Origin of the sequence: Aphanizomenon sp. UHCC 0183, from assembly GCF_009712065.1 — a bacterium.
GTDB classification, from domain to species: domain Bacteria; phylum Cyanobacteriota; class Cyanobacteriia; order Cyanobacteriales; family Nostocaceae; genus Dolichospermum; species Dolichospermum heterosporum.
Genome location: NZ_VILC01000012.1, coordinates 87669 through 96882, shown reverse-complemented (window position 1 = coordinate 96882; position 9214 = coordinate 87669). Strand labels below are relative to the sequence as shown.

The 9214-nt window shown below is 41.7% G+C and carries 10 protein-coding genes; 6 read left to right on the top strand and 4 right to left on the bottom strand.

Annotated elements, in window-relative coordinates:
- Positions 1-143: 143 nt before the first annotated feature.
- The 4 genes from ftsY to murG all read right to left on the bottom strand — a co-directional run bounded on the left by ftsY (position 144) and on the right by murG (position 5547).
- Complete coding sequence (gene ftsY / locus FJR37_RS06390) at positions 144-1595, bottom strand: signal recognition particle-docking protein FtsY (RefSeq protein WP_168465597.1); 1452 nt, start codon at positions 1593-1595, stop codon at positions 144-146.
- Between the two features lie 311 nt (positions 1596-1906).
- Positions 1907-2548 (bottom strand): transcription antitermination factor NusB, encoded by a 642-nt coding sequence (gene nusB, locus FJR37_RS06385; RefSeq protein ID WP_039201931.1) that lies wholly within the window; start codon positions 2546-2548, stop codon positions 1907-1909.
- 67 nt (positions 2549-2615) lie between these two features.
- Complete coding sequence (locus FJR37_RS06380) at positions 2616-3401, bottom strand: DUF502 domain-containing protein (protein WP_039201930.1); 786 nt, start codon at positions 3399-3401, stop codon at positions 2616-2618.
- 1072 nt (positions 3402-4473) lie between these two features.
- Entirely contained in the window at positions 4474-5547 is a 1074-nt protein-coding gene (gene murG / locus FJR37_RS06375; RefSeq protein ID WP_168465596.1) for an undecaprenyldiphospho-muramoylpentapeptide beta-N-acetylglucosaminyltransferase, read from the bottom strand.
- Between the two features lie 85 nt (positions 5548-5632).
- On the opposite strand from murG, the gene FJR37_RS06370 reads away from it, so the two are divergent.
- From FJR37_RS06370 to pyrE, 6 genes are all read left to right on the top strand, one after another.
- Positions 5633-6445, top strand: coding sequence for a nuclear transport factor 2 family protein (locus tag FJR37_RS06370; protein ID WP_168465595.1), 813 nt, complete (start codon positions 5633-5635; stop codon positions 6443-6445).
- 99 nt (positions 6446-6544) lie between these two features.
- On the top strand, positions 6545-7306 hold the full coding sequence (locus FJR37_RS06365) for an SDR family oxidoreductase (RefSeq protein WP_168465594.1): 762 nt from the start codon (positions 6545-6547) through the stop codon (positions 7304-7306).
- Between the two features lie 228 nt (positions 7307-7534).
- Complete coding sequence (locus FJR37_RS27390) at positions 7535-7663, top strand: hypothetical protein (protein WP_256366866.1); 129 nt, start codon at positions 7535-7537, stop codon at positions 7661-7663.
- A gap of 66 nt (positions 7664-7729) precedes the next feature.
- On the top strand, positions 7730-7978 hold the full coding sequence (locus FJR37_RS26870) for a hypothetical protein (RefSeq protein ID WP_254434526.1): 249 nt from the start codon (positions 7730-7732) through the stop codon (positions 7976-7978).
- The gene (locus FJR37_RS26865; RefSeq protein ID WP_254434525.1) at positions 7975-8223 is read left to right on the top strand and encodes a hypothetical protein; all 249 of its coding nucleotides are present in this window, start codon (positions 7975-7977) and stop codon (positions 8221-8223) included. Before FJR37_RS26870 ends, FJR37_RS26865 begins: the two co-directional genes overlap by 4 nt.
- A 180-nt stretch (positions 8224-8403) precedes the next feature.
- Positions 8404-9021, top strand: a complete 618-nt coding sequence (gene pyrE / locus FJR37_RS06350; protein WP_168465593.1) for an orotate phosphoribosyltransferase — start codon at positions 8404-8406, stop codon at positions 9019-9021.
- The last annotated feature ends 193 nt before the right edge of the window (positions 9022-9214 follow it).

Here is a 9214-nt window from a genome sequence, read left to right as displayed (position 1 = left end):
AAGTAATTAGGGCTTGCTGAATAAACCTAACTTGTGATCCCGTAAGGGATACCTGGACTAATGAAAAATTAAGGCTTCTTAACCCACGAAAGTGGGTTTTGTCTGTGTATCCGCGACTTATAATCGCTTTTTTGATGGCGTTATCAACCGCTTAGTAATGCTTCTACAAATTCGTAACTAGAAAATGGACGCAAATCTTCAATTCCTTCACCAGCGCCTATAAAACGGATAGGTAAGCCTAATTGCTGGACGACAGCGATCGCTACACCCCCTTTACCTGTTCCGTCTAATTTGGTTAAAACAACGCCACTGAGTTGGGCTGCTTGGGAAAATACTTCAGCTTGTCGCAGTCCATTTTGTCCCAAGGTGGAATCGAGAACTAACAGGGATTCAACGCGGGCATGAGGGGCTTTTTTATCTATGATTTTGCGGATTTTGCTGAGTTCATCCATGAGGTTTTTCTTGTTTTGCAGTCTCCCAGCGGTATCTATTAATAGTAGTTCGGTTTCTCTTGATTGGGCGGCGGCGATCGCATCAAATACCACTGCTGCTGGATCTGTGTTTTTCCCAGGATTGGCGATAACTTCTACACCGCTTCTATTTCCCCAAACTTTGACTTGTTCCACAGCCGCCGCCCGAAATGTATCTGCCGCCCCAATCAGGCATTTATAACCAGATTTTTGGGCTAGGTGAGAAATTTTACCGATGGTGGTAGTTTTTCCCGCGCCATTGACTCCGGTAATTAACCAAATGGTAAGTTGGTCTTTTTCCGGTGCAAAGCTGGGTTTATCTTGGTTTTGCAGGGGTGCATCTAGCATACCTCTGAGAATTTCTTTCAGATAAGCGATCGCTTGTTCCGGTGGAGTAACTTCCGCAAGTATTTTTTTCTGGAGCGCAGCAATAATATAATCCGTCGCCTCTACACCCACATCTGCCCGTAGAAGTACTGATTCAATTTCATTTACAGCCGCTTGATTAAGAGGTCCTTGACCAACAATTGCTTTGAGTTGGTTGAGAATATTCCGTCGGGTTTTATCTAAACCTTGGCGCAGTTTTTTCAACCAAGTAATTTCTTCTAGAGAAATATCTTCGGCTTTTCTCCCTTGGGCGGCTAAAACCTTGGCTGACCACTTAAACCCATCATCAAACACCAGTTCTGGAATCTCGACTTCTGCTGCTATTGGGTTTGTCAGTGTTTCTGGAATCTCTGTTTCTATCGCACTAGCAATTAATTTCTCCTGTTTAGCTTCTCTTTCAGCCGCAGCCCGTTCTAAAAAAGATAAATTAGCTGTTTCTAATTCACTGACAACATCCTCAGTAATTTCTGCTATATTGGTGGCGATTTCTATCGGTGCAGTTTCTACTATTTCTTCAGTAACAGTATTTTCTTCAACAGCTACAGGTGATTCTGGTTCTATTTGTTGTTTTTCTTGAATATTTTTATAAGCAGCTTTAGCAAAAGCCAACAAATCCGCCGTATCTAGTCCGGTTGTTTCTGTTTCAGTTGCTTCTACTGCGGGTGTTTCCTCCTGATTTTGAGTTTCAGGAGTATCAGCAGATTCATTATTCGGACGATGAAACCAATTAAAAGCCATTGTAGTTTAATTAGAGAAGTTTAGGAGTATGGCTAACGCCACGCTGCGCTATCAGGAGTATGGCTAATGCCACGCTATGCCTTCGGCACACTACGTGAACGCTATCAGAAGGTAGGGGCGCAGGGCTTGCGCCCATTCAGGAGTATGGCTAACGCCACGCTATGCCTTCGGCACACTACGTGAACGCTATCAGGAGGTAGGGGCGCAGGGCTTGCGCCCATTCAGGAGTATGGCTAACGCCACGCTGCGCTATCAGGAGTTCAGGAGTTAAGAAAGAAGAATAAGGAATAAAAGTCTTACCAATGACCAATTTAAACAGGTTGTTTTTGTTCACTAACTCGGCGGAGAACACCATTAATAAAACGGTGTCCGTCTTCTCCACTGTAGCGTTTAGCTAATTCTACAGCTTCGTTAATGGCAATACTATTGGGAACTTTCATAAACTTTATTTCTGCGGTGGCTATTTGCAGGATATCCCTATCAATTTGGGCGAGACGGGTAACTTGCCAATCTACTAAAGCATGAGAGATAGATTCTTCGATAGCCTGATGATTTTCACTAACGGTAATAATAATAGCTTTAGCGTAATTACGAACTTCCTTATCTTGATTAGCTAACTGAATTAATTCAGGAAAATCAACGGATGTACCTAATTGATTGATAGCTATTTGGGTATAGGAAATTGCCTCTTTCAACATAGTTCTAGCCGTATTTAAGTCAGCGGCTCTCGTTTCGCTAGTTAATAGGCGATCATTACTCCGTTGTAATTCGCCTGCGGCATTGTTCAATGTGTCCTGTACCTCTAATGTCAGGGTACGGACTGCCCCTAAAACTAACTTAGAGACTAATTGCTCGTCTGATAGGGTTTCCAGTTTCTTGGGGTTAATGGGTAATTGGCTAAGGCTTAACAGAGCCAATTCGCGGGCTATTTGTTGGGGTTTACGACGTTGCATACAGTTGGGATGATGAAAAATATATGAGTTCTAGCACAGATGAACAATTAGCTTATCTATTTTTTGTTCACTTTGCTAGGTTGGTATCGAGTTTAGTTTCTATTTCGGGAATTTCCCGCTGTTGTATTTCTAAAGATGATCCTGCTGACAGTGCAGAAAGCTCTGGTGATGGAATATTAGGGGCGACTATACCACCTGACACAACTATCTTAAAAGCATCCTCTACGGATATAGAGAGATTAATTACATCCTCTTCTGGTACTACTGCATACCATCCTGTGGTCGGATTAGGGGTAGTGGGAATAAATAGACTGATGACGGGACGGGATATTTGACTTTGGATTTCATTGCTAATTGCGCCGGTGACAAATGCGATCGCCCAAATGCCCGGACGAGGGTATTCTACTAAAACTACCCGCCGAAATTTACCATTAGAATCTTTTAGGAGAGTTTCTAAGAGTTGCTTGAGAGTTTTATATACCTGTCCTGCCAGAGGAATCGCTTGTAATAACCGTTCACCAAAATCCAATAACCACCGACCAGCAATATTTCTAGCCATTAAACCAATAGCTAGAATACTTAATAATGGCACTGCTAATCCTACTAGTAAATTAAGTATATTTACTAGGATTGGATTTAAGCCATCAAAGGGATTAAGTTGTTTAGGAACTTGGGTGAGAAAGTTAATTACCCAGGTGGCTATGGTAATTGTTAACCAGATTGTGGTTGCCAGGGGAATTACCACCAGCAAACCAGCAATCAGGTCATTTTTGAAGTCTTGTTTCCACCGTTCCATTCCCAAACCCCGATTCTCCTTATTTAGCTTTGTCAAACTGTTGTGATTATTTTCCATTTCAGCAAATTAGTCACATTGGGAATATCAGAAACTGATGACAACAGGCTTTTATCATTGTTAGAAAATGCCCTTTGTCCTCTTCTCTCATAATAAAAGTCAAACTATACTCAACACGGCTTATTCATTTGATTTTGTGGGTAGGGATTTAGCAGTGCTCATTGGTGTCAACTTAGGCTACAGATGGCTTATTTGTTGGCTTCCACACCCACCCAGAAATGAATTTCCGGGCTAATAGCGAAAGTAAACTAAAGTTTACTCAAAAATTTCTGGGTTATTTAGTCATCAAAAGACAACTTCTGCTATTAAGTAGGTGAACACAATAAAACCAAACTGTGTAAAGAAATGTAAAATCGCCCAAACCCTCTTCACTCTTGCCTCTTGCCTCTTGCCTTTTGCCTTGCCATAACGACAATTTTCAACGCTCACCTACTTAGACTGGGAATTCATTCCCAGGCGGGCTATGGGTTTTACGTTAATGCTATTAGGGACTTCCAAGAAATAAATTATCCTGATTAACGAACCACAGAGGCGCAGAGGACACAGAGGAATAAGGGTTTGAGAGATTTTTGCGTTAGGTGGTTGAGTATTTTTTTATTTGGAAGTCCCTTAGACTGGGAATTCATTCCCAGGCGGGCTATGGGTTTTACGTTAAGTTGACACCAATGAGCTTTTGCTTTACCCCTACAAATTTAGGTTTTTCGTAATTTCGTAAAAGTCCATGTCCTAACCGTGTTTAGTATATCGCTACAAAAGTTCGCAATTTTCCTAGTTCAATGTAAATATAGTCATTAGTCCACCGTAGTGGCGGCTGGTAAATCTTTTAGAGTGTTACTGTACAGCAGAATTCAGGAGTAGGGGCGCAGGGCCTGCACCCAGTCAGGAGTCAGGAGTAAAACTGGCTTTCTGTCTGGCTTTGAATTTAAATCCTGTACCTCATTCGTTTAAAATATGCTGTGTTTTTGTAATACTTGTAAACGATTGTTGCAAATCTGAGAGATATTATCTATCCTACCGCGCCATATCACCAAATGCTCACAATTTAGCCATGACTATTTTAAGTTAATGGGAATTAATTGCCGATCGCTTCTTTGACCAAAGTTGCCAATTTATCTGCACTATCAGGAACAGCGATCGCTTTGGCCTTCTCTCCCATTTTCCCTAATTCCGTCGGAGACTGCAACAAATTCAATACCTGAGTTGTAAATATTTCCGGAGTCAAATCCGACTGTTTAAAGGACAAAGCCGCACCAGCCTGAGTAAATACTGCCGCATTATAAGATTGATGATCTTCTGCCGCAAAGGGATAGGGAATCAAAATTGCTGGAGTACCACAAACTGCCAATTCTGTCAAGCTACCTGCACCAGAACGACTAATAGCTAAATTAGCTCTTCGCAACAAAGCCGCCATATGATCATAAAAAGCCAGAGCGATATATTGAGGATGTTGAAGACTATGAATATCGGGATCATTATCACCCGTTAAATGGACAATATAAGCACCGGCTTGAAATAAAGCGTCCGCAGACTGTCGGACTAATTTATTGACAGCTACAGCCCCCTGACTACCACCAAACACCACAATTAGAGGCACACCATCAGGAATAGGTAAATCTAAAGTGTTATTAACAGACTCATCTAAAAACTGAGAACGAACAGGAGTACCCACATAGACAGTTTTTGTCCCAGGTAAATATTGAGTAGTTACATCAAATCCTATGGCCACTGCCTTACACCAAGGCCCAAAAAAGCGGGTAACTTTGCCAGGTATTGCATTAGATTCATGAAAAACCACAGGTAAACCCAAAGAACGTGCTGCAATCACCGCAGGTCCGGCAATATAACCCCCTGTGGTGAAAACTCCTTGGAACTTTCCTTGTTGCAAAATCCGTCTAACTTGAAGAATCGAACTGATTAATTTCCACAAGGTGCGGACAGAACCAAGACTCAAACCTTGCTGAAACCCTTCAACATCAACCGTATTTAAAGGATATATCTTGGGAACTAACTGAGTTTCTAGCCGATTTGGCACACCCAGCCATTCAATATTGTATTCTGGCAGTTTTTCTGCCAATGCGATCGCCGGAAACAAGTGTCCACCTGTCCCACTAGCTGCTATGAGTAATCTAATTGATGGATTTACCATTCCCGACTATACCATTTATCTCCCAGTTTCATTAAGATAAAACAAATTCCTGATCTTGTATCATCAAATCACTAAAATCTTCCCTATGACTAAAATTATCTCCTTATTAATGAAACGTAACAAAACATTGATCACGAGTATTTCCCTAATTTCCAGTGTACTAGCAATTGGTTTATCCAGCACCTGGCAATTGGCACAAGCTGGTCAACCCGGAAATGCCCCTGCTACACTCACTAACCTATTAACACAAATTAATAATGCTGCTAATCAAGGTAATGTGAACGGTGTCATGGAATTTTATAGCCCTACATTTACTCATGGTGACGGTTTGAATCGCAAAGCAATGGAACAAGCCTTAACAGGACTTTGGAAACGATATCCCAAATTACGTTACACAACCAAGCTAGAATCTTGGAAATCGGAAGGCAATACAATTATTGCGGATACTGTCACCACAATTAGCGGTTTACCAGCATCAGGTAATAATAATTTAACTCTGCAATCTACAATTAAATCGCGGCAAAAAGTCGCAAATTCAAAAATCTTTCATCAAGATATTCTATCAGAACGGACTCAATTAACCGCTGGTAGTAAACCACCCCAAGTAGAAATTAAATTACCACAACAGGTAAAAGTTGGGGAAAAATATAGTTTTGATGCCATTGTCCAAGAACCATTAGGTGAAGATTTTCTCTTGGGAACAGCCATAGAAGAACCCATTCAGGCAAATAAACTTCTCAACCCCACAATTGCAAATTTAGAATTTCTCAATTCTGGTGGACTCTTCAAAATAGGACGCGCACCTTCTACTCCCGGACCTCAATGGATTTCCGCTGTAATTCGCCGAGGTGAAGATATGACTATTATTACTCAACGATTGCAGGTAGTTAAGAAGTAGCTATTGGTCATTGGTCATTGGTCATTGGTCAAGAGTATACTAACAACGAACAACGAACAACGAACAACTGACAACTGACAACTGACAACTGACAACTCCATGCAAAACCAAATTGTTTTGATTACTGGTGCAAGTAGTGGTATTGGTGCTGCTTGTGCCAAGATTTTTGCTCATGCTGATGCAAAACTAATTTTAGCCGCACGACGGTGGGAACGGTTACAGCAATTAGCTAATTCGTTAGATATTCCATCTGAGAAAATCCATTTATTGCAACTTGATGTGTGCGATCGCTTGGCGGTAGAATCTGCTATTGCTAACCTACCCTCATCTTGGAAAAATATTGATATTCTCATTAACAATGCTGGTTTAAGTCGCGGTTTAAGTAAATTACAGGAAGGCGACTTTCAAGACTGGGAAGAAATGATTGATACTAATATCAAAGGTTTGCTTTACCTTACCCGCTATGTTGTCCCAGGAATGGTGGAACGGAATCATGGTCATGTTATCAATATTGGTTCTATCGCTGGACATCAAACCTATCCCGGTGGTAATGTCTATTGTGGGACAAAAGCCGCCGTTAAAGCCATTTCTGAAGGCTTAAAACAAGACCTTTTAGGAACTCCTGTGCGAGTGACATCTGTTGACCCTGGTATGGTAGAAACAGAATTTAGTGAAGTGCGTTTTCATGGTGATATAGAACGGGCTAAAAAGGTGTATGAGGGAGTTAAACCCCTAACTCCTGATGATGTAGCTGATGTGATCTTTTTCTGTACCACTAGGCCGAGTCATGTTAATATTAGTGAGGTCTTACTGATGCCTGTTGACCAAGCCAGCGCCACCCTAGTCAACCGCAAACTGTAACTCTCGTTCCCAGACTCCGGCTGGGAATGCCCCCCAGAGGCTCTGCCTCACCTTATCTCTCGTTCCCAGACTCCGGCTGGGAATGCCCCCCAGAGGCTCTGCCTCACCTTAATACCAAGATATACTAAAAACGGTTGAGACATGGACTTTTGTAAAATCACGAAAACCCGAGATTTGTAAGGGTTTAGCACTGCTAAACCCCTACCCGGAGAATCAAGTAATTAAGCCGTGTTGAGTATAAATCAAAAAAATACAATGGGACGCAGCCGCTATCATGTATTAGGAACACAACCCCACTTTCTTACCTGCACATTGGTAAATTGGATGCCATTATTTGGCAATATGGAAATTGCCTAAATTATTATAGATTCCCTCAATTTTCTCCAATGCCAGCAGCGGTTGACATTGTATGGTTATGTGATTATGGAAAACCATCTTCATCTTATTGCTGCTGCTGCCAACTTATCTAAAGAAATCGCAAATTTTAAATCATTTACCGCTCGTTCGATTATTGATTTACTTGAAAAAAATAACGTCAGTTATGTACTTCAGCAACTGGAAGTTCATAAATTAAAACATAAAACAAAACAAGATTATCAACTTTGGCAAGAAGGTTTTCACCCCCAAACAATTTCTAATGAGGAAATGTTTAGACAAAAATTAAGTAGGTGAGCGTTGAAAATTGTCGTTATGGCAAGGCAAAAGGCAAGAGGCAAGAGGCAAGAGTGAAAAGGGTTTGGGCGATTTTACATTTCTTTACACAGTTTGGTTTTATTGTGTTCACCTACTTAGATTACATTCATCATAATCCGGTGCAACGTGGTTATGTTGATAAGCCGTCTCATTGGCGTTATTCTAGTTATCGGAATTATCTGGAATTACCAAGTTTATTGTCTGTTGAGTTGGTTGATTTTTGAGGTGTGAGGTGGGATGCTTGAGGCAGAGCCTCTTGAGGGCATTCCCAGCCGGAGTCTGGGAACGAGGGTAATGGAGTTGATTGATTCTCGCTACTTTTTGGGTAAATCTTAATTTATGCTTAATAAAGATAACTCTGTTGAGTTTCAATTTTGGTTTAACATAACTTTTAATTGTTTGTAATGTCTTATTCCTCTGAAGTTTCTATCAACCCAAACATTTGGGCAACTACCACTGATTTAACCACTCTCCGTCAAAAGTTACTAGATTTATTTTGCCGACTTGCGTATCAAGAAGGTGATTTTGTTCTTTCCTCTGGACAACAGAGTTCTTACTATATTAATGGTAAACAAGTCACACTTGACCCCCAAGGTGCTTTGGCTATGGCTAGATTATTATTACCAATGTTACCTAAAGATACTCAAGCTGTAGCAGGTTTAACTTTGGGGGCTGATCCTATTGTATCAGCAGTTAGTGTAGTTTCTGTGTACGAAAATAGACCGATACCAGCTTTAATTATTCGCAAAGAAGCCAAGGGACACGGAACAATGGCTTACATTGAGGGTCCCAGTTTACCCCAGGGGGCAAAAGTCGTGGTTTTGGAAGATGTGGTAACAACTGGACAATCTGCGCTCAAGGCTGTGGAGAGGCTACAGGCGGCTGGTTATACGGTAGATAGGGTAATCTCCCTTATAGATAGATTGCAGGGCGGTGGGGAGCTATATGAGTCGGCTGGGTTGCAGTTTGAGGCTTTGTTCACGATTGAGGATCTTCAAAAACACTATCGAGAAATTAAGTAGGGGCGGGGTTTCCTCCTCCAGGAGTTCAGGAGTATGGCTAACGCCACGCTACGCTATCAGGAGGTAGGGGCGCAGGGCCTGCGCCCATTCAGGAGTTCAGGAGAAAGAAGAAAGAAGAAAGAAATTTCTCCCCTACCCCCCTACTCCCCTACCCCCCCTACTCCCCTACCCCCCCTACTCCCCTACCCCCCCT

Excerpts from the sequence above, each read along its gene's own strand:
- ftsY (WP_168465597.1), bottom strand. The coding sequence starts at position 1,595 with ATGGCTTTTAATTGGTTTCATCGTCCGAATAATGAATCTGCTGATACT.
- nusB (WP_039201931.1), bottom strand. The coding sequence starts at position 2,548 with ATGCAACGTCGTAAACCCCAACAAATAGCCCGCGAATTGGCTCTGTTA.
- FJR37_RS06380 (WP_039201930.1), bottom strand. The coding sequence starts at position 3,401 with ATGGAAAATAATCACAACAGTTTGACAAAGCTAAATAAGGAGAATCGG.
- murG (WP_168465596.1), bottom strand. The coding sequence starts at position 5,547 with ATGGTAAATCCATCAATTAGATTACTCATAGCAGCTAGTGGGACAGGT.
- FJR37_RS06370 (WP_168465595.1), top strand. The coding sequence starts at position 5,633 with ATGACTAAAATTATCTCCTTATTAATGAAACGTAACAAAACATTGATC.
- FJR37_RS06365 (WP_168465594.1), top strand. The coding sequence starts at position 6,545 with ATGCAAAACCAAATTGTTTTGATTACTGGTGCAAGTAGTGGTATTGGT.
- FJR37_RS26870 (WP_254434526.1), top strand. The coding sequence starts at position 7,730 with ATGGAAAACCATCTTCATCTTATTGCTGCTGCTGCCAACTTATCTAAA.
- pyrE (WP_168465593.1), top strand. The coding sequence starts at position 8,404 with ATGTCTTATTCCTCTGAAGTTTCTATCAACCCAAACATTTGGGCAACT.